This is a genomic window from Rosistilla carotiformis (assembly GCF_007753095.1).
GTDB classification, from domain to species: Bacteria; Planctomycetota; Planctomycetia; order Pirellulales; family Pirellulaceae; genus Rosistilla; species Rosistilla carotiformis.
This window is the reverse complement of sequence record NZ_CP036348.1, coordinates 1,677,978-1,700,670: the sequence shown is the minus strand read 5'-3', so window position 1 is coordinate 1,700,670 and position 22,693 is coordinate 1,677,978. Positions and strand designations below refer to the sequence as shown.

The window sequence follows — 22,693 nt, the reverse complement described above, 5'->3', positions numbered from 1 at the left end:
TTAGGATGAAACACATGAGACAAAACAACCAGTCGCCGCGGCCAGGCCGCCGGTTCATCACGCCGTTTTTTGCGGGCTTTGGGCTGGCCGTCGCGGTTGCCGCGTCGCTGTCGCCGGGCGTCGCAAACGCTCAAGACGCCGAATACGCAGCGATCCAACAAGCGATCCAGCAGACGGCGGGTGCCGTCGTGCAGATCGAAACGATCGGAGCTTCGGCATCGCAGGGAGAACTGACCCTGGGAGCGCCGATCTCGGGAACGCGGATCGATGACCAAGGGCATGTTCTGACCAGCCTGTGGGGCTTGGAAGAGACGCCGGCGAGCATCTTGATCGTCGAAGCGGACGGTTCGCGGCAGCCAGCTGAACTCGTCGCGCGGGACTTCAGCCGCGAGCTGGTGCTGCTGAAAACAAAGCCTAGCGGTTCGGCGAACCATGTCGCGTTGCAACGCAGCGAGAAGGTTCGCGTTGGCCAGTGGGCGATCGCAGTCGGCCGCGGGATCGCACCGGAAACCCCTTCGGTTTCGATCGGCATCGTCAGTGCCACTGGGCGGATGTACGGCCGAGCCGTTCAGATCGATGCCCGTATTTCACCGTCGTTTTATGGCGGTCCGGTCGTCGATATCGAAGGCGAAATGATCGGGATCTCGGTCCCGATGAAACCCGAAGCCGGTTCAGCGGGAGAGAAGTCGGACTGGTACGATTCGGGAATCGCCTTTGTCGTTTCGGCCGAAGCAATCGCCAGCCGGATCGATCAAATGAAAGCGGGCAAAGACATCCGCGCGGGCAAGCTGGGGATCGTACCGGCCAGCAAGATGCCCTTTTCCGACGACCGCACGCTGTCGGCTGTCCTGGCCCTCTCGCCAGCGAAACGAGCCGGTATTCAAGCCGACGACGAATTGTTAGCGATCGATGGAGAAGCGGTCCGCTGGAACGCTGATATCAAACAATTGCTGGGACCACGCGATGCGGGAGAGGTCTTGAAAATCAAGGTCCTCCGCGACGAGAAGGAACTGGAATTCGAGGTCGAATTGGCCGCTGATATCCCCGCTTTCCGGCCTCGCGTCCTCGGCGTGCTGGCCGATCCGCAGGGCGAATCGCTGGAAATCACTCACATTTTTGACGACTCGGCCGCCGCCAAGGCGAAGCTGCAGATCGGCGACACGATCCAAGCGATCGATGGCAACAAGATCGACGACATCGATCGAGCCCGGTTGTTGGTGATGACACATCCTCCTGGAGAGGACTTGGATTTGACCGTCCTTCGCGACGGCAAACCGTTGGACGTTCGCTGCGACCTGCAATCGACTCCCGACACCGTCGTTGCCGAACTCCCCGAACTGAAGGATCCGATCGGCGAAGAGGCTTGGGAAATCGTCCCCCGTTCGCTGCCCGACGTTTCCAACACCAGTCGGTTGCTGAAACCAAAAGGGGACGCCCGTCCCAGCCTCGGGTTGCTGGTCTTGCTGGCGCGTCCTGGTACGGAAAAGTTGGAACCGTTGGCCGAGGCTTGGCGGAGCGAAGCGGCGGAGCATCAGATCGCCGTTCTGGTGATCGGCGCAGCGGAAACGGACCGCTGGAAGCCCGCCGAAAGCGATGTGATCGTGCGGCTGATTCAACAGGCCCAAAAGGCGATCAACGTCGAACCGCAGCAGGTTGTGGTTGCGGGTTACGGCGCAGGGTCCGAGATGAGCATGATGGTTGCGATGCGCAACCGCGAACTGATTCGCGGAGCAGTTGCCGCGGCGGGCAGCCGCCCGGGAGGGTTTGCGTTGAGCGAAAACGATCCGGCGTCGCCGCTACAGTTTCTGGTCGTGGGCGGGGATGAAATGCCGATCTGGGGACGCATGATCGCCAACGTCGGCTTTCCCGTGCTGCAAGCGCCGTCGTCGGAGAAAGAGCCGTTGGCCGATGACCCCAAAATTCAAGATACGGTCGGGCGTTGGATCCGTTCGTTGGATCGGATTTGATTGCAAATGAGTGATGAAACGTCGTCGAAACTTCAGCGGAATCTGCTGCTGGTCGCCGCTGTCAGCCTGCTGCTGTGGGGCGGTTTTCGCGAAGCGTTTAGCGATCGGTTAGGGCAATCGGTTTCTAACGCCGCATTGTTGCGTGTGGGCTTTGTGCTGCTGGCCTGTTGGGTTGCCCTGCCGGTGATTCGGCGTCCGGCGGCGTGGTTGCCGCCGGGGGCAACAGCGGTCGTCGTGATCTTGATCGGCGCTGCGGTATTCCAACCCAAACTGCTGCTTGTGCTGATTCCTCTGTTCAGCTCGCTGCTGGCGTTGGGCGCCTTTATTCGCTTCTTTCGATCGTCGTAAGTCGGCCTCGTTCGCGCGGCACGCTTGCCCCGCTGGCGACTTCGATTGGGCGAAGCTAGCCCTCTTCATCCGACGCTTTCGGCGACCGTGTTGGCACTTCGAACGCGTAACCGCAAGCTACGCGAAATCGGGAAGACCAACAAAATCGGAAAAAACCGTATCGGCTGCATATTCGTCTGGCCGAAAACTTCAATGGAACAGGTTTGCGCTTGGCTTCGGTGCTCGGTACGAACCGGTTCGGTTTCGAACGTATTTGCCCTGTTTGGCAGATCGATCCAGAAGGGTTTTCGTTAGGTGGCAGCGAAGTTGTTCTCAGACCGCTTTCACCGGTAAAGAATCGCAGCAAGAGATCCTGCGGGATCCACAAATTGAACTTAGGGAGGGGTTACCATGCGACGACTATTTGTCGGTATGGCGATGATGGCAACGATGTCGATGCCGCTGAGTGCGTGGTCGGGAGATCGCGAGATCGCCGAACAGATTATTTTGAAACTGAAAACTCATCGCGACTCGGGCGCGTTGAAAGACTTTAAGGTCGACCTGAAGGTCAACGATGGCGTCGTCGCCTTCAACGGCAGCGTCGCTTCCTTGGCGCAACGCAACCTGGTTCTCGAAGCGACCAAAAGCGTGGACGGGATCAAGGATATCGTCGATGACATGAAGCTGCCCGTGGCAACCGCCAATGACAGCAAAGCGGCACAAACCGCCGAACCAACTTTGGTGATGGGCAAACCAGCCGTCCAATCGGTTCCCAAGACCAACGCGATCTCGTCGATCAAGAAGCCGCAACCGGTGATGATCGTCGACGCAACTCCCGCCGGCGTGGTGAAACCCGCTGCGGACATTAAGCCTGCAGGCATCGTAAAGCCTGCTCAAAAGGTGATCGTTCCCGAAGCGATCGCACAACCAACCGCGGGGCCTGTGACCCAATTGGCATCGTCGATCGAACCGATCGAAGTCATGCCCGTTGGCAACAAGCGTCCTGTGGCGGCTCAGCCCACCGCGGGCGATCGCGACCGCGAATTGAACGCTCGGATTACCCAAGCGTTGACACAAGCCAAGCAAGATGGTCGTCTGCGTGGCTTTGCCATGGACATCACCACCAACGATGGTGAAGTTTGGCTGCAAGGTCGGACCGTGACCGGCGAACAACGCGCATCGATGCTCGAAATCGTCCGCAATGTCCCTGGCGTCACCAACGTTGTGGATGACATCAAGGTCCTGATGCAAGATCCTTCGGCTAAGGTTCGCCAAGCCTCGGATTCGGTTCCCGTGTTCCAAGCGTCGCCGATGCCACTGCCGCAGGGACTCGCTCCCGCGTCGGTTCGCCCTGTGCCACGCCCCGTTGCTCACGCGGCTCCACAGGCTGGCATGACACGTTCGCCAGCTCGGATGATGCCGGTTCCTTATCGTCCTAGCACCATGCCACAACCATATGCCAACGCATCGAGCGGCATGATGGTTCAAGGAGCGACGATGATGGGCGGCCAACCGATGCCGATGCAACCCGCATCTGCAGGGATGGCTTACGGTTCGCCACGAACCGATCAACCCAACCTGCCTAACTACGCATGGCCAGGCTATTCGGCCTATCCAAACTATGCAGCCCTGTCTTACCCCAAGCAATACAGTCCTTCGGCCTGGCCGTACATCGGACCGTTTTATCCTTACCCGCAAGTTCCGTTGAACTGGCGTAAGGTGACCTTGGAATGGGACGACGGATGGTGGCAGCTGGACTACTCGTCGAAGTCACGCTAGCCAAACGTCAGACAACCCCTTCTGAACCGCTTGCGATGAAAGGCCCTCGACATTATGTCGGGGGCTTTTTTCGTTTGCCGTGACCACTTGCTTCCCAGGCACCGACGCCCTCTGGGTTCGCTGCCACCGGCCGTCGTGTGGATCGTCAGCGCTCGATGAGCGCCAGCCGTCGTGGGATCTTCAGGGGGCCCGCGACAGGCGCGAGGCATTCGCGAGGTCAATCACTGTCCGAACTACGGCAATTTCAACGCAGTGCAATACGCGACCGCATCGCTTCCCCACCGCGGCGAACCCGTAATCGCTGGAAAACACCGCCCCCTTTGGCCACACCCACTCGCCCCTCTTTAATGGCCTGCGGATGCTAGCGACCACGAATTTGGCGGATTACCCGAAAAACCCGCAAGATCGTTACAAGTTTACACGATAGATAACATTGGAAACAGGATTTCCAGAAGCAGCTAGCGTGACTCTGGAAGAACACGCACCAGCCGCTGGCGACGATGGATAGTCAACCGCGAAGGACTGATTGGATGAATCGCAAAGGATCACAGACACTCCTCACCCTGCTTGCCGCATTGGCGGCCGTCAGTTCGGCGGGTTGCATTGGCATGAGCCAAGGGGCTTCGTTGGGAATTTTTGGACTCCCGATCCCAGTCAGCTCTTACTACCAGCACCGTCAGGAAGAGAAATTCTGGGAGCATGAGCGTTATGCACGCGTGCCGATCATCGGACCGATCACCTCCGGTGGTCCACCGATCGCGTTGGATCCGCCAAGCGACGATGAGGTCATGATGGCGCTTGAAAAAGCGCGTCCGATTCAAGGTGGTGTGCCGTTCTTGTTTGAACGTCAACGCAACAACGTTCGGATCATCAAGGAGAAGATCGCCGACTACATCGATCCACCTCGCGTGATGCCTTTGGTCGGCCCGGTTCAATTGCACCACGCCCACTACAAGTGCACGGTCTACTTCTCCGAACGAACCATCGTCGGATACCCAGTGCCACACACGCTTGAGGATCAGGACTCGGTCGAAGTCATCTATGTCGATCACAACCACCTGCACATGGTGGGCGATGTCGATCCGGCCACGGTCCCCGAAATGTAACGGTCTCCAGACCGCATCACGAACGAAAAAGAAGCCTGGCTGCGAGCGATCGCAGTCAGGCTTTTTTCGTAGACAGGGGCGAACCGAAAGCGGAAGTTCTATGGGGTCAGGTCAAACGCAAAAACCAAATCCTGATCTCGCAAAAACAACGTCTGGCCAGCGATCACGGGGTGGGCCCAGATCGCTCCCTTGCCGCGATCGATGCTGGTTTGTTCGGGCAGCACCAACTTGCCTTTGGTTACCAAACCGTTGCGGCTGGGTTCGGCTAACACGACCGAACCGTCTTGATCGCCATAACAGTACAGACGTCCATCGGCAAACGCGATCGAACCGCTGCGCGTCTTGCCGACCGATTCCATCCACAGCGTATCGCCCGTTTGGAAGTCTTGAGCCATCCAATTGCCGCGATTCGTCTTGGTGAATCCGTAGATCACGCCATCGACCAACACGACGCCGCCGTGGTGGTTTTCCATGCTTTTGGATTCCTTCGAAAGCGAATAGACAGGTTCAACAGCCAGGGTTCCCGCTTCCCCCTTGGCCAATTTGACCAACGTGTTGCCGGCATCGTAGGCCGACGTGTGGTAAACCAAGTCGCCCGTTGCGATCGGCGTTGGGATCACTGCGACGCCGTTGGCGGTCCCCGTGTCGGCAAACACCTGCTTGCCGCTGGTTGCATCGACAGCGATCAGTCCCGGGTTGCTGGCGGTGACGTAAAACGTGATCCCATCGACGGTGTGTTTGATTACCGACGCATACTGCGCCTTGGCTTCGATCCCTTCGCTGCCCCAGATCTGTTTTCCGGTTTGTTTATCCAAACCGATCATAAAGTTTTTACCCCCGGGCGTGACGATCACGCGGTCGCCGTCGATCAACGCCGATTCGCTGTAACCCCATTTGGGAATCGAGCCGCCGAAATCGTCGACCAGGCTGACTTTCCAAACCAGTTCACCATCGGCGGTTTTCAAGCAAGCCAACACGCCGGTATCGCTGAGCGCATAAAGATGGTCGCCATCGACGGTTGGAGTGCTCCGTGGTCCGCCCCCCCAGCCCATCAGATAGGCGTCCTCTTTGGCAGCCGGTCCGATTGGCGAGCGCCAGATTTCGCTGCCATCGCTCGGCTTTAACGCGATCACAAAGCACTGGCCCTCTTCCAGCCCCATCGTGAATAATTGGTCACCCACGATCGAGAACGCGGAATAGCCGACGCCACAGTCGCGGAAGGTCCACTTCAGCTTCGGCCCTTCGGCAGGCCATTCCTGCAGCAACGCCTGCGCGGCAGCTTTTCCGTCGCGATGCGGGCCACGCCACTGCGGCCAATCGGTGGATTGTCCCAGCGCCGGGAGGGCAGGAAAAATGAAACACAGAATCTTAACCAACAGCGGCAAGTGGTCGTTGATCTTCATTGCAAAGAATCCTTGGAAGGCGGGTAGCAAATGGCGAACCCCAAGTTGCGTTGCGGCGCAGGGCTGCCGATTGTCAGCCCAAGAACAGATGTTGGAGACCGAAAACTTGAGTTCCTACGATCCTGGGCAATCGGTATGAAACTGTCTGCCAAGGGTGGCGTCAACCGGCGGATTGCCGGTGTGGGGCGTGGAATCCGGCTCGCGGCGGGCTGCCGAGGATGTTGCGGCGACGGGATTGAAGTATAACATCAGGCCCTTAAGAAGAGACGTTCCTTTCAAATCCCACCGCGTGCGGCACCCGCTTCCGGCGACCGCCACCGCTTCACCGACGAAGCGCGATCGGTTGCTCCTTTTCACGTGGATCAGAACAGGCAAAATTTGGCAGCGCGATGAAACAAACCACCCTTCCCGGAACCGACGTCACCGTCTCTCAACTGGCTCTTGGCTGTTGGGGTTTGACCAGCGATTTCCATTGGGGCCAACGCGATCCGGCGGCGGCCCAAGCAATCGTTGCAGCCGCGTTGGACGCCGGGATCACGCTGTTTGACACCGCCACGATGTATGCCGACGGGGCCAACGAAACGCTGCTGGGCGAATTGTTGGTAGGGAAGCGTAGCGAAGTTCAAATCGCAACCAAGTGCACCCCCGCACAGACAACCGCCGATGCGGTCGCCGCAGGGCTTGATGCTTCTTTGACCCGATTGAAAACCGACTACGTCGACCTCTACCAAATCCACTGGGCCGGCACCGATGCCGAGCTAGCGGAAGTCTGGGGCGCGTTGATCGAACTGAAACAACTTGGCAAGGCTCGCGCCGTTGGCGTCTGCAATCTTGGCCCGCAACAGTTGGATGTGGTTTGTGCTTTGGAAAAGCCAGCGACCAATCAATTGCCCTACAACCTGCTGTTCCGCGCGATCGAGAGTGAGATCCTGCCCCGTTGCAAAAAGCAGAAGATGGGTGTCCTCGCCTACAGTCCCTTGATGCACGGGATGTTGCGCGGCCAGTGGAAATCGGCCGATGAGGTTCCCGCAACGCGAGCCCGTAGCCGGCACTTTTCCTCGCAACGCGAACATGTCCGGCACGACGAAGCCGGTCACGAAGCGCTGACCTTCGACACGATCGAATGCCTGCAACAGTTCGCTGACGTTTCGCACAATACGATGGTCGAACTGGCCCTGCGTTGGCTGGCGTCGAATCCACAGATCACATCGATCCTGGTCGGTGCCAGTTCGCCCGAACAGATTGCGGCCAATGCGGCGACGATCGCCCGACCGTTAGACAAAGAACTGCTAAAACAAGTGAATCAAGTGACCGATCCCCTGAAACAAGCGATGGGCCCCAACGCCGACCTTTGGCAGTCGACCGAGGGCTCACGGATCCACTAACCCCAAGGCGAAGCGTTGTCCCACACCACACGCCCCGAAGAACCGCTGTCGGATCTATTGATCGACGGAACCTGGCTCGCTGGTGAGGGACCGCCACTGACGCGACAAAGTCCCGCCGACGGTTCCATCGTCTGGAACGGGCATCAGGCCAACACCGACCAAGCGCACGCGGCGATTGTATCGGCAACCCACGCGAGCCTCGCATGGGCCGCTCGACCGGCCGCGGATCGGGTCGCCATCGTCCGCCGCTTTGGCGAACTGCTAACGAGCCGTCGCGACGCCTTCGCCGATTGCATCTCGCAACAAGTTGGCAAACCCGCTTGGGAAGCGGCCACGGAAGTCGCGACGTCGATCGCCAAAGTAGATGTTTCCATTACCGCGATGCTTCAGCGGAGCGCGACAACACGACAAGAGCTCGCGGGTTTCGAAGCCGTGGGACGCTATCGCCCCTTGGGAGTGATGCTGGTTCTGGGACCGTTCAATTTCCCGCTGCATCTGCCTGGTGGGCAGATCATCCCCGCACTGTTGGCGGGCAATACCGTTGTCTTCAAGCCCAGCGAACTGGCTCCTGCGATCGGTCCGATGCTGGTGCAAACCTGGCAAGCGGCGGGACTGCCGGCGGGCGTGATCAACCTGTTGCAGGGGGGAGCGGATGTCGCCACGGCGGCGATCGATCACCCGCAAACCGCTGGCGTCCTGTTCACTGGCAGCCGGCGAGTCGGCGTCGCGATCCATCGCCAATTGGCCGGGCGCCCCGAAGTTCTGCTGGCGCTGGAAATGGGAGGCAACAATCCGTTGGTCGTCGCCGATGCGCGACCGGTCGACGCGGCGATCGATCTGGCGATTCAATCGGCCTTTCTTTCGTCGGGACAACGCTGCACCTGCGCCCGCCGGTTGATCGTGATCGACTCCCCTGAAAACCGCAAATTTGTGGAGCGTTTGGCAGCGGCGATTCCGCGAATCCGCTGTGGTCTTCCCGACGCCGATCCACCACCGTTCTGTGGTCCGCTGGTTTCACCAGCCGCTGCCGACAAGGTGTTGGCAACCCAAGAAACGCTGCTTCGAAAGGGAGGCATACCGCAAGTTCGGGCGCGGCGCGACACGGCCTGCCAATCGCTGGTGTCGCCTGGACTGATCGATATGACCGCAGCGGCGGCCGACGACGAAGAGTGCTTTGGCCCGTTGTTGCAATTGCAATGGGTCGATGACTTCGACGCCGCGATCCTTGCGGCCAACGCAACGCGATTTGGACTGGCAGCCGGATTGGTCGGCGGTTCCACCGAGGACTTCACACGTTTTCGCCGCGAGGTTCGCGCCGGAGTGATCAATTGGAATCGGCAAACAACCGGCGCTAGCGGACGGCTGGCTTTTGGCGGGACCGGTGAGAGTGGCAATCATCGCCCGGCCGGATATTTCGCCGCCGATTTCTGCAGCGATCCGGTCGCTTCGTTGGAGAGCGATCGTCTGGTCCCTCCCGCTTCGCTTCTCCCCGGATTGGAAGATACCCAACCGTGACCATTTTCGAGATCAACTTCGATGGCATCGTCGGCCCCACGCATCACTTTGGCGGACTGGGAATCGGCAATCTCGCGTCGCACCGGCATGCGGGCGAAGTCGCCAATCCGAGGGCCGCGGCGCTGCAGGGACTCGACAAAATGGCGATGCTGGCTGAACTCGGCTGTCGCCAAGCCGTGCTGCCACCGCAACCACGCCCCGACCTGGAGTTGCTGCGCGGATGTGGATTTGACGGGACGCCGGCGGAGATCATCCGCCGTGCGCGCGACGAGTCGCCGAGCCTGCTGTCGGCCGCCTACAGCGCGTCGAACATGTGGGCCGCCAACGCGGCGACCGTGACGCGCAGTGGTCGTAGCGGCGATCGGGCGACTCACTTCACGCCCGCCAATCTGATCAGCAGTCTGCATCGTTCGATCGAACCCAAATGGACCACGGTGGTGCTGCGCGAGATTTTTGCCGCATCCTGCTTCCGCGTCCACGATCCGCTTCCCCCCGCGACGCCGCTGCGCGATGAAGGGGCCGCGAACCACATGCGTTTAAGCGATCCGAGCGGGGAAGACTCGTGGGATCTCTTGGTTTACGGCGAGCCCCAGGGAACCCGGTTTCCCCCGCGACAATCGCTAACCGCCTGCCACGCGATCGCACGGCGGCATCGGCTGGCGGGGCAACGGACGCTGTTTTTGCAGCAACATCCCGACGCGATCGATGCGGGAGCGTTCCACAACGACGTCGTTGCAACCAGCTGTGAGAACGTGCTGCTGTACCACGAGCAAGCCTTCGTCGATGCCTCCGATGCGTTGGAACGCCTGGACCGGGACTTCCATCAATCGACCGGCCGGTCGCTGTACCGGATCGAAGTCGCGGCGGACGACTTTTCCTTGCACGACGCGATTGCGACCTACTTGTTCAACAGCCAGATCGTCCGCTGCGGCGACAACCGCAATGCGGGCTTGCGGTTGATTTGCCCACGGGCTTGCGAACAGCATCCGCGGGCTCGGGACGTGATCGATCAAATCCTTCGCGATCCCAATCCGATCGACACGGTCCACTTTGTCGACTTGCACGAGAGCATGAACAACGGCGGAGGGCCTGCCTGTTTGCGATTGCGCGTTCCGGTCGACGAAGCTCAGGCAGTCCAGATCCCGGCGAGTGTCTTGTGGTCACCGCAGTTGGATGAACAGCTCCGGGCCTGGGTGATCGCCCACTATCCGACTAAGCTTACGGTGGACGATCTGGGTGATATCGACCGGATCGAACAGACGCAAGCAGCGATGCGAGCGCTGAGTTCGATTCTGGACCTGCGATCGTTGTCCCGTGACCTTGCCCATTAATGCCGCCCAACCGAGTGCTTCCGCGTGAGTGACAACCGAAAAAAAGAGGTGATCATTATTGGCGGCGGTCTGGCGGGGCTGGCCTGTGGCGTTCAATTGGCCACCCGTGGCGTCGACTTTGAAATCTTGGAAGCGACCGATCGCGTGGGGGGACGGGTCCGTACCGATGTCGTCGACGGCTTCCAACTGGATCATGGCTTCCAAGTTTTCCTGACGGCATATCCGGCAGCCCAGCAGCTGTTGGATTACGATCGATTGCAGCTGCAAACCTTCGAACCGGGGGCACTGGTGCGCTACGGCGACCAATTTTCGGCATTATTGGATCCGCGCCGCCGCCCTGGATCGCTCTTTGCCAGCGCGCTGAGCCCGGTCGGCTCGTTGGCCGACAAACTTCGTTTGGCGCGACTGATGCGCGACGTCTGCCGAGGCGAATTGGAAGAGATTTGGGAGCACGTCGCCCAGCCGACCTGTTACCGACTGCAGGGGCTGAACTTCAGCGATCGCTTCATCGATCAATTCTTCCGTCCGCTGCTGGGGGGAATCTTTCTTGATCGCGACCTGCAGACGAGCAGCCGAATCATGGAGTTTGTGCTGCGGATGCTTGCCCAAGGGGAAGCGGCGATCCCCGCCCAAGGGATGCAAGCGATTCCGCAACAGCTGGCCGATCGGATTCCCGCCGATCGGATCCACCCCCAGGCAACGGTTTTGGAAATCGACGGGACGACGGTGCGGATGACCGACGGATCGCAGCGTTCGGCCGATCAGATCGTGATCGCAACGGAGAGCTCCGCAGCGGCGCGGCTGCTGAAAATCGACGACGCAATTGCCTGGCAACAGGTCAGTTGCCTCTATTTCGCCGCCGACGAGCCACCACTGAAAACGAAGCAACTGATTTTGTCGGGCGACACGTCGGGCCCGATCAACAACGTTTGCGAGGTCAGCACGGTTGCTGCCGATTATGCCCCCGCCGGCAAATCTCTGATCAGCGTCAGCGTTTTGCAGACCGACGTTCCGGCGATGGAGCTGCGGTCGCCGGTCTTAAATCAGTTGCGTGGTTGGTTTGGGGAACAGGTCGATGGGTGGTCGCTGCTACGGACGTATCACATCCCCTTTGCCTTGCCGTACCAATCGATCGACCGCATGCAACCGGTCTGCAAGCCCGTTCAAAGAGGCGGAATGCCGATTGTCTGTGGCGACCATTGCGAGACGTCGTCGATACAAGGGGCACTCCACAGCGGGATCCGGGCCGCCGACGCGGTATTCGGCCGGTTAGGGGACACGCCCCGCCAGCCTCTCCGCGATTAATGCCCATTGACCGGGTCCGAGCGAGAAAATGCAGGGCCCCAAACGACTGGCATAATGATTTTAATTGATCGAACTAAATCGCGGCGATCGTTCAAAACTGTTGTAGAGTGATCCGCTTCAGACTAATCTGAAGTTGTTCGTGACCGTTCGTTTACTCTTCTCTACGCTTTCACAGCGATGAAGGTGGCTTTCCCGTGACAATGATTTCAAATTCGCAGTTATCGCTCCAGACACGTGCCGCTTGCGCGTTGCTCTCGCTCATTTTGGCTGCCCTACCACTGAACAACGCTTATTCTGGCGACGGTGGCGACGATGACAACGATCAGAATTTCAATCAGGTTGCCGGTGTCGAAATCGACGCTGCTGGGGTGCTGCGCGTCCGCGAATTCTCTCCCGAACTGCTGCGTCAGCAAATCGCGGCAGCCCGGCAACAATTGCCTGCCGACTTAGCGCGACGCAGTCCGCTGCGGAAAATTTCGCTGCGACGACTCGAAGATGCGGTCGCTGCGAAGCTGGAAGCTGGTGAAAAAGTCCCCGAAGACATGCTTGCCCTCGCGGGACTAACGGGGGTTGAGTACGTGTTTTTCTATCCCGAACAAGGTGAAATTGTCCTCGCGGGGCCTGCCGAAGGCTTTGTGAAGGACCCCAGCGGGCGTGTGCGAGGAATCGATACCGGCCGACCTGTCGTCCTGCTGGAAGATCTGGTCGTCGCATTGCGAGCGTTTCCCCCGCATGAAAAGTCGAACTCCGTGATCAGCGTCTCGATCGATCCTACCGAACAGGGTCTGCAACAGATGCAGCAGTTCCTGGCCAGCGTTCGCGGCCGGGTTCGCCCCAGCGATGCAGCTCGGTTGGCCGCAGGTCTGAAAGGTTCGATGGGGATGCAAAACGTCACCTTCCAAGGTGTTTCTACGTCGACCCACTTCGCCCAGGTTCTGGTTGAAGCCGATTACCGGATGAAATTGGTCGGAATCGGACTGGAAAAACTGCCCGTCGGCTTGCTCAGCTACGTCGATCGGGTGCATCCTCGTCAGGTTGCTGCCAACGCGATGGAACGCTGGTATTTTGTTCCCAATTACGACTGTGTTCGCGTCAGCGAAGACGAAAACGCAATGCAGCTGATCGGCAAGGGAGTGAAATTGATCGGTGAAGGCGAACGTGTCGGCCAAGGCGGACAACGGGAAGCCTCTCGCGGCGTCAACAAGGCGAGCCAAGCTTATTGTGCTGAATTCACCGAGAAATTTGAAGAAATCTCACGTACCGTGGTTGTTTATGCCCAGCTGCGAAATCTGATCGACGTTTCGGTCGCCGCGGCTTTCATTCAAAAGCAGGACTTCTACGGCAAATCGGGCTGGGAAATGCCTGTCTTCGGTTCGGAGAAAGCGTTTGCTGTCGAAACCCATACTGCACCGGTGCAAGTCGAAACGGCAGTCAATGCGATTTGGCGTGGCAACACCCTGATGACACCTCTTGGGGGCGGCGTCAAGCTGCAACCGCGCGTGGCACTTAACCGAGACCGGATCCTTCCCGACAGCGAGGGACGGGCCGCTCAAGCCCATCAATCGCAGCGCACCGATTCGCTCAAACCCGGCCAATGGTGGTGGGACTGATCTCCGGCCCGCTGGCTTAATCCTGGGACAGCAAAACGACACCGACTCAAAACGCTAGCTTCTCCGGAAAGCTAGCGTTTTTTATTGGATTCCACCGTTGCAGTCTGCCCCGTTGGCACAGCCAATACGCAACCTGCTGAAGACGTCGGAGCGGAGATGATTTGCCTCGGGCGGCGAAATCGATGAAGAAGGTCAACCAGCCGTTTCGAGGCTGGTCGCGACCAAAGAACCCAGCATTGTTTGCTCTATGGAGCTGCTGGGTAGAGAGAGAAACCGATGTCGGTTCAATAAGGCTTATGCAAGGCCCATTTTGACGGCACGAACTGCCGCGTCGGTTCGGTCGGCAGCGTTCAGCTTACGCAAGATGTTCTGAACGTGTTCTTTGACCGTTTCGACGCTGATGTTCAACGAGCGACCAATCTCTTTGTTGCTCAGGCCCAAGGCAACGTGCCGCAGGACTTGAACTTCACGCGCCGTCAACGGAACGTCCATCACAGGGGCTTCTTTACCCGACTGCGACATCGCATCGCCGATTTTCCGCAGAAGACTATCGGTGGAGGGTTCTTCCCCACTAGCAGCCCGCGTCAATGCGTCCAGGAAGACCGAACGCGAATCCCCCTTGAGGACGTAATCATTGGCCCCCAAAGCAACCGAGCGTGCGATGTAGGTGGGATTATCGTAGGTGCTGACCATCACAATCGGCAGGTCGGGGTGGCTTGCGCGAAGCGTTTGCAAGGTCGACAGCCCATCATTGTCGGGCATGCGAATATCCAGCAGCACCGCATCCGGCAACTTCTTGCTCATCAATTCCAGCCCCTCCTGTCCGGAAGCCGCGCTACCGACGACCGTAACTTCGGGCCCCGACAGCAAGCTCGCAATGCCACTGCGGACGACCTCATGATCATCGATAATTACAACATCCAAACTTTTCATGACAATTTATGCTTTCGCGAGGTTCTAGTTTTTCCGGAAATATACAGCGTTTGGCCTCCCTCAACTAGCGATCCGAAGTGCAATTTGCGTTGGAACGCGACTGGAGAGTCTTTCTCGGCCATTAGATGGTAGGGGAACGTCAAGCGTCGTGAATCTGGCCATAAGCGTGTGCAGCATAAGGAAGAATAGCCGACTTTTGCACCGCAGGCAGCGAAAAACACCAGGTTTTTGTTGCATTCCCCACCGTAACGTTGCTATGGGGCGACGTCGATGATGCCTTTTTGACACACCGCGAATCGCAACCTAAATACTGGAAAGAAGTTTTTTCTAAACGCTGTTCGCTTCGTGGTCTGTTGACGACCGGGTCGCCCGCTCATTTTCGCACACAGGTTCGCCGATGACGTTGAATCCCAAGCTGCTGTTAGTCGACGACGATCGACGTCTTGCTGAATCGATGGCCGATTGGCTGCGTGACCAACAATTCAGCGTCGACCAAGCCCATTCCCTGGCCACCGGCCGCCGTGCGCTTCAAGAACACAGCTACGATCTGTTGTTGTTGGATCTACGTTTGGAAGATGGCGATGGTTTTGAACTGATTTCCGAAGCCAAGCGTCGCCAGCCCGATTGTGCGATCCTGGTCCTGACCGGATACGCGACCCCCAATACAGCGATCGAAGCGGTCAAAGCGGGGGCGTTTGATCTGTTGACCAAGCCGTTGGTCGACGAAGAACTCTCCCATGCCCTGGAACGAGCGCTGGCCCAGCGGAATATCGAAGCGGAAAACGAAAAACTGCGGGCCCAGCTCGACAGCCGCTTTGGACTCGAACATATCCTCAGCCACGATTACCGGATGCTGAAGATCTTCGACGTGATCGATAGCGTCGCCGACGCTCGCGCTTCGGTATTGATCACCGGAGAAAACGGAACGGGTAAATCGATGATCGCCCGCGCCGTTCACAAGCGAAGCAATCGCCGCAACAATCCTTTTGTTGAAGTCGCCTGCGGTGCGCTCCCCGACAACCTGCTGGAAAGCGAGCTGTTTGGTCACGTGATCGGAGCCTTTACCGGTGCGACGACGAACAAGGTCGGTAAATTCAAACAGGCCGACGGAGGGACGATCTTCCTGGACGAGATCGGCACCGCATCGCAAGCCTTTCAAGTGAAGCTGCTTCGCGTTCTTCAGGAACTGCAATTTGAACCGCTCGGTGGCACTGTTACCGAAACGATCGACACGCGGGTCATCTTGGCGACCAACGAAAACCTGACCAAAGCGGTTGCCAGCGGCGAATTCCGCCAGGATCTTTTCTACCGCGTCAACGTAATCAATATTGAATTGCCGGCCCTGCGGGAACGATCGGGAGACGTTCCTTTACTGGTCGACCATTTCCTCCGGGAAGTCTGCGAAGCGGCTGGCCGCGACGTGCAAGGTTTCGATCGCGACGCGATGTCGGTGCTGCAATCGTATTCCTGGCCGGGAAACGTTCGCGAGCTCGAAAATATCGTCGAACGCGCCGTCCTACTGGCACGCGATTCGGTTCTCACCCGACACGACCTGCCCCCCCATTTGCTATCGAGTTCAACACAACCACGGGCCGCCGGCACTGGCTTGGAGTCGTCGAGCGCTATCGGGAACGATCCCGGTCACGGCCAGACGCTTCGCGAAGCGTTGGAAGAACCCGAACGGCGTATTATCTTGGAATCGCTGCGATCGCACAGCTGGAATCGTGCCGCAACCGCCGACACTTTGGGTGTCAATCGAACCACTTTGTACAAAAAAATGAAACGGCTTGGGCTGGACGATCCACGCTTGCAATTCATGGGTGCCGAAGGGCACTAAGCCAGCGTTTTCCGGCATCAACCCGATACAGCCGGAATACACACCCGGCGGCTGAATCGTCGCGGTTCTCGCATTTCTTCGACTTGGTTTCCAATCCGCGTTGACACGCCCGTTTCGATCTTGGTAATTGCCTTCTCTATCGGACCTCCACCCGCGTGGCGGTTGTCCGACGATTGAGAAGAAAACCATTTGAAGCTGTACCGTTACAGTTGTCGGATTGCGGGAACTGACAACTGCATTCCCTTCGGGGGATGAAGCAAAAGCCCATTGGGATCCTATCTGGGTCGAGGATCCCATGCGGTGTTTCGCGGTAGAGCTTTACTGAGCACCGGGGTGTCGCAGCCGCGTCACCTCGGTGCCAGAGAACAGCGGAGGGCGGTTGCCTGTGAACATTCACAGACAACCGCCCTCTTTTCGTTGCTCCCCCTCGAGCCCTCGCTTTTTGGCTAAAATGAGCGAGCCCCCGCGCTTTCGCCTTCGCGGCGCTGCAGCTTGAATAGATGAAGGTTGCCGATCGATATTTCCCAGCCTGCAGAACGCCCCAAACGCCTTATGCTTTCAACCAATCGTCCCCTCACGCAATCCCGTCACAACGGGCGAACCGAGTCTTGGATCTTGTTCAGCGGTATCGCGTTGAGTCTTGCCATCATTGGATGCAGCCCAAGCTCTCCCCCCGCGGATTCACGCGACCCGGCTGCCGATACGATTCGCGACTCGCAAACCGATCCGTCGTTGTCCGAGCCGACTTTTGCGCAACAGATCGCTGACGTCCAAGCGTCGCAAACCACGCGGATCGACGTTACCACAAAGATCACCGATTCGGATCTCCCCCAGCTTTCGAACCTCGATTCCCTGACCGATCTTTTGATCGATGGAGGCGTTGTCACCGACAAGGGGCTCGCCGCGATCGCCACCTGCCCCAACCTCAAGCATCTGCGGCTGCGGTTTTCGCCGATCAGCGACGCCGGGATGCAGCAGATCGCCCAAATGGCAGAGCTGGAAATTTTGAATCTGCCTCAGTCGCAGGTCACCGCGGCGGGGATCGCCGAACTGAAACAGCTTTCCAAATTGCGGCAACTTCGGCTCGGTTCGACTCACGCCACCGCAGCGATCTGCCAGCCGATCAGCGAACTAACCGGCTTGCGATCGTTGCACCTGATCGACATTCCCGTCGACGATGAAAATCTGCTGCAGCTAGCGGATCTGAAAAGCTTGCGTTCGCTGTACATCGACGGCGGCCGCGTCACCGATGCCGGCTGGCAAGCGATGTTCGAAAAACGCCGCGACCTGCACATCCACATCGATCAAGCCCACCACGACCTCGACCCCGGCAAACACGATCCGGATCATTGAACATAAAGATGCAACAAACGGTGTTTTGGCCGCAGTGAACTTCACGGAATCGGAGCGTCTCCCGAGGCAAACAGAGACGCTGGTGGAGAACGAAGAATTTGATTTGCCACAGAGGCCGCCGAGTTCACGGAGACAACACCTTAAACTAGAAAATCAAAGACTCAGTGCCCTCTGAGTGCTCGGTGGCAAAAAGCCGCTACGGAAATCTCGGGAGCTTGCCACCATGCTATCGAATCCCCGTTTTGCATTGCAGCCGGCGGGCGAATATCATACTCGCTGGCTTTCCAAGCCTCCCACACGATCCATTCACTCCACCACGGACCCGCCAATATGCGCAACCCTCGACTCTTCTCACGCCTCTCCCTGATCACGATGCTCTGTTTTGGAGGGCTTTTGGCGACAGCAACCGGCGCGATCCTGTTGCAAGCAACCTCCGGCGGTGCGGCGATGGTCCAATCAGCCAACGCCTTCCTAAGCACGCTGGACGACGCAGCAAAATCGAAGGCGCTGTTGGCTTACGATGCAGCCGAGCGGACGAAGTGGCATTTCATTCCGATGCCAACGCGGAAAGGGCTTGTGATCCGCGACATGAATCCAGCTCAAAAAGCTGCCGCGTTGCGTTTGCTGCGCGCAGCGCTCAGCGAATCCGGGTACGAGAAGTCGCGGCGGATCATGTCGTTGGAAGCTGTCTTGTTGGAATTGGAAGGTCCCAAAAGCAAGGGCCGCCGTGATCCAGAGAAGTATTATGTAACGTTGTTCGGCGAACCGAGCGACACGCAACCGTGGGGCTTCAGTTTTGAAGGGCATCACATGTCGTTGAACTTCGTCGTCGAAGGGGGCAAGATCGTCGACTCGACGCCTCAGTTCTTCGCCAGCAATCCTGCCGAGATCAAAAACGATGTCAGCGGCCCCCTGAAAAAGGGAACCCGCGTGCTGCGCGACGAAGAGCAGCTGGCCTTCGATTTGATGGCTTCGCTGCAGTCGAGCCAACGCGAAAAAGCGATCTTCGCCGCCGAAGCTCCCGAGGAGATCAGCGACGCGGGCGAACCGCAACCGACCGCGCCAAAGCTGGTTGGCATTTCGTACGCCTCGCTCAACGGACAGCAACAAGAGATGTTGCGTTCGCTGGTCGATGTCTACATCGATTCGATGACCGCCGAAGTCGCGGCCGACCGTCGTCAGATCATCGACAACGATGGCTGGAACGACGTCCACTTCGCTTGGGGCGGTGCGTTGAAGACCGGAATCGGCCACTACTACCGCGTCCAAGGCAAATCGTTCCTGATCGAATTTGTCAACACGCAGCCCGATGCGGCGGGCAACCCAGCCAACCACATCCACTGCGTGTGGCGCGATCTGACCGGCGACTTCAACTTGCCAGCCAAGTAGTTTCCGCCGCCACGGGCCCTGCGACGGCGGCTGCGGCCGCCATTCTTTTTCGCCGCCCTGGATGTTTTCTTACCGCGATTCGTTATCTTTAATTTGCAAGGTCCACGAATCGCGAGGTGCGGTTATTCCCACGGAAGATTCGGTGCCCGTCGCCAAACCGGCGAAACGGGCGCCTCGATCGAAGATCAAAACGCTTGCTCAACTTCCCCCCGCGATCGCGCGGCGGCGCCCGGTTGCCGCTGCGCTGAAGCGTTGGAAACCAGGCGAACCGCTCTGGATGCAAGGCGTTTGGAGCGGCACCGCGTCACTGCTGACCGCCGTTCTGTGCCAGCACACCCGCCCGCTGTTGGTCCTGACGCCCGACGGCAGCGCCGCCGATCTAGTCGCCGCCGACCTCGAATCGTTCGACATTCCGAGCGCCCTGACGCTCCCCTTCAGCACCGCCGAAGGGACTCCCGAGTCGATCCAAGACCAGGATTACGCTCGCCGCTTGCAAGTCCTGCAGCAACTGCGAGCCTGGCAGCCCGGCGGCGTCCCCGATGTCGTCACCGCCCCGATCACCGCAGCGATCCAAGGCGTCCCGTCGCCGGAGAAGCTGGAACAATCCAGCCGCACGCTGAAGGTCGGCCAACGGATCGATGTCGACGAACTGCGACAATGGCTGGCGACCGCTGGATTCCACGCCTCGACCGCCGTCGAACTGCATGGCGAATTCAGTATGCGCGGCGGGATCCTGGATGTTTTCGCCCCCGATCACCAGCATCCCTACCGGATCGAATTGTTTGGCGACGAGATCGATTCGATCCGCTCGTTTGATGTCGCCAGCCAACGCAGCATCAACAATGTCCCGCAGTTTGAATTTTCCGCGGTCGACAGTGGCAGCCATTCCTCCGGAACGTTGATGCAGCATCTGCCGGCGGATACGGCGATCGTGATCGTCGATCCCGAGGCCTGCAAAAAATCGATCGACGCGCTGCTGGCTCGCACCAGCCATCACGACGACTACCTTTCCTGGAACGACCTGATGGTCCAGTGCCAACCGTTTCGAATCGCGATGGGAACGCAGTTAGCTGAAGCGGGAACCGACCAGGTGTTGGACCTGCACAGCGTTTCGGTCGATGGATTTGTTGGAGATCTGGAATACATCACGCGGCGGATCGACCAGGTTGCGTCCGACCAACAGGTGATCGTCGTCGCCGACACGCCAGCCGACAATCAACGGATGAGCGAACTGTTGATCGGGACTGAGGTCGCCAAGCGGGGCAAACTGAGTTTCCAAACCGGTTCGCTCGGGGGCGGCTTCCAGATCGACGATCCCGCAGTCTTGGTCCTGACGGGCGCGGAACTGTTCCACCGCACGCCGCTGCGACGCGTCAAAGCCCAGGTCCGCAGTAAACCGATCGACGGCTTCCTGCAACTGCATCCAGGCGACTTGGTCGTCCACCTGTCCCACGGCATCGGACTCTACCGCGGCCTGGAACTGCTGGAAAAGCACGGCCAAAAACTGGAACACCTGGCGATCGAATTCGACGGCGGCACCAAGATCTATGTCCCGGCGACCCGGATCGGGCTGATCCAACGCTACATCGGCGGCAACAAGAGTCGTCCACGGCTCGCAAAAATCGGCGGCCAATCCTGGACCAAAAACAAGAAAGCTGCCGAGTCGGCGGTGACCGACATGGCGTCGGAACTGTTGGAGCTTCAGGCGCAGCGGTCGGCGCGGCGCGGGATCGCGTTCCCTGCCGACAGCAATTGGCAGCGGCTGTTTGAATCTTCATTCCCTTACACCGACACGCACGACCAAGCCCTGGCGACGATCGCTTTTAAAGAGAGCATGGAATCGACGCAGCCGATGGACCGCTTGATCTGCGGCGACGTCGGGTTTGGCAAAACGGAAGTCGCGATGCGGGCCGCCTTCAAAGCTGTCGACGCCGGTTATCAAGTCGCCGTCTTGGTCCCGACAACGGTCTTGGCTGAACAGCACTACCAATCGTTCACCAGCCGGATGGGCGAATTCCCTTTCGATATCGGCAAGCTCAGCCGTTTTGCCAGCCCCGAAGAACAGCGGGAGACGCTCAAAGGGATCAAGTCGGGGCGAGTTGATATCGTGATCGGAACGCATCGCGTCGCCGGGGCGAACGTCAAGTTCAACAACTTGGGCCTGGTGATCATCGACGAAGAGCAGCGGTTCGGCGTACAGGTCAAAGAACGGCTGAAGACCAAACACAGCAACGTCGATGTGCTGACGATGTCGGCGACACCGATCCCTCGGACGCTGCACATGGCGATGGTCGGCGTCCGCGATATCAGCAACCTGGAGACACCGCCCGAAGATCGCTTGAGCGTCGAGACGCGGGTCACGCGGTGGGATGAGAAACTGATCCACAACGCGATCGTCCGGGAACTCAACCGCAACGGTCAGATCTATTTCGTCCACAATCGCGTCAACGACATCCACCAAGTCGCGGAGAAGTTGAAGCGGATCGTCCCGCAGGCGAGCATCGTCGTCGGGCATGGCCAGATGAACGAAAACGACCTGGAACAGGTGATGGTCGACTTCATCGCGCGCAAGTTCGACATCCTGCTGGCGACGACGATAATCGAGAGCGGCCTCGACATCCCCAACGCCAACACGATCTTCATCGATGAAGCCGATCGGTACGGGCTGTCGGACCTGCATCAATTGCGGGGCCGCGTCGGTCGCTACAAACATCAAGCCTATTGCTACATGATGATCGACGCCCACAAACATCTAAGCCCTTCGGCGGCGAAGCGGATGCGGGCGATCGAAGAATTCAGCCAGATGGGAGCTGGATTTGCTATCAGCATGCGGGACCTCGAAATTCGTGGTGCCGGAAATCTGCTGGGGACTCAGCAGAGCGGCCACATCGCAGCGATCGGATACGAACTGTATTGCCAGCTGTTGGAATCGGCGGTCCGACAGATGAAGAAGCTGCCCCCTAAACTGTCGGCCGACGTCGATGTCGATCTGCCGATCGAAGCCTATCTGCCGGAGGACTATGTCCCCGATCTGCGGCAGAAGATCGATCTGTATCGGCGGATCGCAAGGATGGAACAGTTCGACGAATTGCAGGAGATGCGCGAAGAGCTGTTAGATCGCTTTGGCCCGCTGCCGATCGAAGTCCAACGGATGATGGAGATCGCGGAACTGCGGTTTGACGCGGCGATCTGGCAGATCAGCGAGATCCGGATCGACGGCGATTACCTGGTCTTTGAATACACCGACCGCAGCCGGATCGAACAGTTGAAGCGTCAAGCGAATCGGCCGGTTCGAATCGTCGACGACCATCAAGCTTATGTTCCGGCATTGATAGCAAAGCCGAGCAATGGCAAGCCTCAACCGGCCGCCGCTAGCAACGCCGCCGAGATCGATTGGCTGGAACTTGCCAGATCGATCTTGCATTTGGCGTAGTGACGTCTTTATAAGCCAAC

The 22,693-nt window shown here is 58.8% G+C and carries 15 protein-coding genes; 13 read left to right on the top strand and 2 right to left on the bottom strand.

Annotated features, from left to right (window positions below; all coding sequences use genetic code 11):
• The first annotated feature begins 14 nt into the window (after window positions 1-14).
• The 4 genes from Poly24_RS06275 (at window position 15) to Poly24_RS06260 (ending at window position 5,179) form a co-directional block, all read left to right on the top strand.
• The gene (locus Poly24_RS06275; RefSeq protein ID WP_197452363.1) at window positions 15-1,967 is read left to right on the top strand and encodes a PDZ domain-containing protein; all 1,953 of its coding nucleotides are present in this window, start codon (window positions 15-17) and stop codon (window positions 1,965-1,967) included.
• Between the two features lie 6 nt (window positions 1,968-1,973).
• A complete protein-coding gene (locus Poly24_RS06270; protein WP_145092035.1) occupies window positions 1,974-2,315 on the top strand; it encodes a hypothetical protein in 342 nt (113 codons plus the stop codon).
• Between the two features lie 390 nt (window positions 2,316-2,705).
• The gene (locus Poly24_RS06265; protein WP_145092032.1) at window positions 2,706-4,073 is read left to right on the top strand and encodes a BON domain-containing protein; all 1,368 of its coding nucleotides are present in this window, start codon (window positions 2,706-2,708) and stop codon (window positions 4,071-4,073) included.
• 530 nt (window positions 4,074-4,603) lie between these two features.
• Window positions 4,604-5,179 (top strand): hypothetical protein, encoded by a 576-nt coding sequence (locus Poly24_RS06260; protein WP_231753495.1) that lies wholly within the window; start codon window positions 4,604-4,606, stop codon window positions 5,177-5,179.
• A 98-nt stretch (window positions 5,180-5,277) separates the two neighbouring features.
• On the opposite strand, the gene Poly24_RS06255 is transcribed toward Poly24_RS06260, so the two are convergent.
• A complete protein-coding gene (locus Poly24_RS06255) occupies window positions 5,278-6,582 on the bottom strand; it encodes a PQQ-binding-like beta-propeller repeat protein (RefSeq protein ID WP_231753494.1) in 1,305 nt (434 codons plus the stop codon).
• A gap of 389 nt (window positions 6,583-6,971) precedes the next feature.
• Between Poly24_RS06255 and Poly24_RS06250 the strand changes: the two genes are divergently transcribed.
• The 5 genes from Poly24_RS06250 to Poly24_RS06230 all read left to right on the top strand — a co-directional run bounded on the left by Poly24_RS06250 (window position 6,972) and on the right by Poly24_RS06230 (window position 13,728).
• The gene (locus tag Poly24_RS06250; RefSeq protein WP_145092029.1) at window positions 6,972-7,967 is read left to right on the top strand and encodes an aldo/keto reductase; all 996 of its coding nucleotides are present in this window, start codon (window positions 6,972-6,974) and stop codon (window positions 7,965-7,967) included.
• A 15-nt stretch (window positions 7,968-7,982) separates the two neighbouring features.
• Window positions 7,983-9,482, top strand: a complete 1,500-nt coding sequence (gene astD / locus Poly24_RS06245; RefSeq protein ID WP_231753493.1) for a succinylglutamate-semialdehyde dehydrogenase — start codon at window positions 7,983-7,985, stop codon at window positions 9,480-9,482.
• Window positions 9,479-10,813 (top strand): N-succinylarginine dihydrolase, encoded by a 1,335-nt coding sequence (locus Poly24_RS06240; protein ID WP_197452362.1) that lies wholly within the window; start codon window positions 9,479-9,481, stop codon window positions 10,811-10,813. Before astD ends, Poly24_RS06240 begins: the two co-directional genes overlap by 4 nt.
• A gap of 24 nt (window positions 10,814-10,837) precedes the next feature.
• The gene (locus tag Poly24_RS06235; RefSeq protein WP_145092023.1) at window positions 10,838-12,118 is read left to right on the top strand and encodes an NAD(P)/FAD-dependent oxidoreductase; all 1,281 of its coding nucleotides are present in this window, start codon (window positions 10,838-10,840) and stop codon (window positions 12,116-12,118) included.
• Window positions 12,119-12,318: 200 nt separating this feature from the next.
• Window positions 12,319-13,728 (top strand): DUF1598 domain-containing protein, encoded by a 1,410-nt coding sequence (locus tag Poly24_RS06230; protein ID WP_145102632.1) that lies wholly within the window; start codon window positions 12,319-12,321, stop codon window positions 13,726-13,728.
• Window positions 13,729-14,022: 294 nt separating this feature from the next.
• On the opposite strand, the gene Poly24_RS06225 is transcribed toward Poly24_RS06230, so the two are convergent.
• Entirely contained in the window at window positions 14,023-14,661 is a 639-nt protein-coding gene (locus Poly24_RS06225; RefSeq protein WP_145092020.1) for a response regulator, read from the bottom strand.
• Window positions 14,662-15,058: 397 nt separating this feature from the next.
• Between Poly24_RS06225 and Poly24_RS06220 the strand changes: the two genes are divergently transcribed.
• The 4 genes from Poly24_RS06220 to mfd all read left to right on the top strand — a co-directional run bounded on the left by Poly24_RS06220 (window position 15,059) and on the right by mfd (window position 22,673).
• Window positions 15,059-16,498 (top strand): sigma-54-dependent transcriptional regulator, encoded by a 1,440-nt coding sequence (locus Poly24_RS06220; protein WP_145092017.1) that lies wholly within the window; start codon window positions 15,059-15,061, stop codon window positions 16,496-16,498.
• Window positions 16,499-17,050: 552 nt separating this feature from the next.
• A complete protein-coding gene (locus Poly24_RS06215) occupies window positions 17,051-17,851 on the top strand; it encodes a leucine-rich repeat domain-containing protein (protein ID WP_145092014.1) in 801 nt (266 codons plus the stop codon).
• Between the two features lie 330 nt (window positions 17,852-18,181).
• A complete protein-coding gene (locus Poly24_RS06210) occupies window positions 18,182-19,240 on the top strand; it encodes a DUF3500 domain-containing protein (RefSeq protein ID WP_231753492.1) in 1,059 nt (352 codons plus the stop codon).
• Between the two features lie 277 nt (window positions 19,241-19,517).
• Complete coding sequence (gene mfd, locus Poly24_RS06205) at window positions 19,518-22,673, top strand: transcription-repair coupling factor (RefSeq protein WP_231753615.1); 3,156 nt, start codon at window positions 19,518-19,520, stop codon at window positions 22,671-22,673.
• The last annotated feature ends 20 nt before the right edge of the window (window positions 22,674-22,693 follow it).

Coding starts and splice junctions, on each gene's coding strand:
- Poly24_RS06275 (WP_197452363.1), top strand. CDS start 15: ATGAGACAAAACAACCAGTCGCCGCGGCCAGGCCGCCGGTTCATCACG.
- Poly24_RS06270 (WP_145092035.1), top strand. CDS start 1,974: ATGAGTGATGAAACGTCGTCGAAACTTCAGCGGAATCTGCTGCTGGTC.
- Poly24_RS06265 (WP_145092032.1), top strand. CDS start 2,706: ATGCGACGACTATTTGTCGGTATGGCGATGATGGCAACGATGTCGATG.
- Poly24_RS06260 (WP_231753495.1), top strand. CDS start 4,604: ATGAATCGCAAAGGATCACAGACACTCCTCACCCTGCTTGCCGCATTG.
- Poly24_RS06255 (WP_231753494.1), bottom strand. CDS start 6,582: ATGAAGATCAACGACCACTTGCCGCTGTTGGTTAAGATTCTGTGTTTC.
- Poly24_RS06250 (WP_145092029.1), top strand. CDS start 6,972: ATGAAACAAACCACCCTTCCCGGAACCGACGTCACCGTCTCTCAACTG.
- Poly24_RS06230 (WP_145102632.1), top strand. CDS start 12,319: ATGATTTCAAATTCGCAGTTATCGCTCCAGACACGTGCCGCTTGCGCG.
- Poly24_RS06225 (WP_145092020.1), bottom strand. CDS start 14,661: ATGAAAAGTTTGGATGTTGTAATTATCGATGATCATGAGGTCGTCCGC.
- Poly24_RS06220 (WP_145092017.1), top strand. CDS start 15,059: ATGACGTTGAATCCCAAGCTGCTGTTAGTCGACGACGATCGACGTCTT.
- Poly24_RS06215 (WP_145092014.1), top strand. CDS start 17,051: ATGCTTTCAACCAATCGTCCCCTCACGCAATCCCGTCACAACGGGCGA.
- Poly24_RS06210 (WP_231753492.1), top strand. CDS start 18,182: ATGCGCAACCCTCGACTCTTCTCACGCCTCTCCCTGATCACGATGCTC.
- mfd (WP_231753615.1), top strand. CDS start 19,518: ATGCAAGGCGTTTGGAGCGGCACCGCGTCACTGCTGACCGCCGTTCTG.